The organism is Photorhabdus viridis (genome assembly GCF_040256935.1).
Classification (GTDB): Bacteria; Pseudomonadota; Gammaproteobacteria; order Enterobacterales; family Enterobacteriaceae; genus Photorhabdus; species Photorhabdus viridis.
Map to the genome: position 1 here is coordinate 1 of NZ_JBEJZY010000629.1, position 220 is coordinate 220.

Below are 220 nucleotides of genomic sequence, written 5' to 3' on the forward strand. Positions count from 1 at the left end.
TCTTGCTTGTTTACCTGTACGACCTGTTGATAACCCCCACGGATCGATCCAACTCATTGGGTTAGGCGCGTAAGTATATAAGTTTAATCCCCCTGCTAATCCTATCGGGTCTTAGGCACTATCCCGACGCCATCATACAGTTGAGCGGACCTTTCCCCCTGATTTAGCAGCCTTTTTCTTCGCCACTTTTTCCCGCCCTGTTAAAGAACATATCAACTCG

The 220-nt window shown here is 47.7% G+C and carries 1 pseudogene; it reads right to left on the bottom strand.

From position 1 onward, the window contains the following. A pseudogene (locus tag ABR397_RS24855) lies at positions 1-111 on the bottom strand (RHS repeat-associated core domain-containing protein); the annotation flags it as partial. Positions 112-220: the final 109 nt, after the last annotated feature.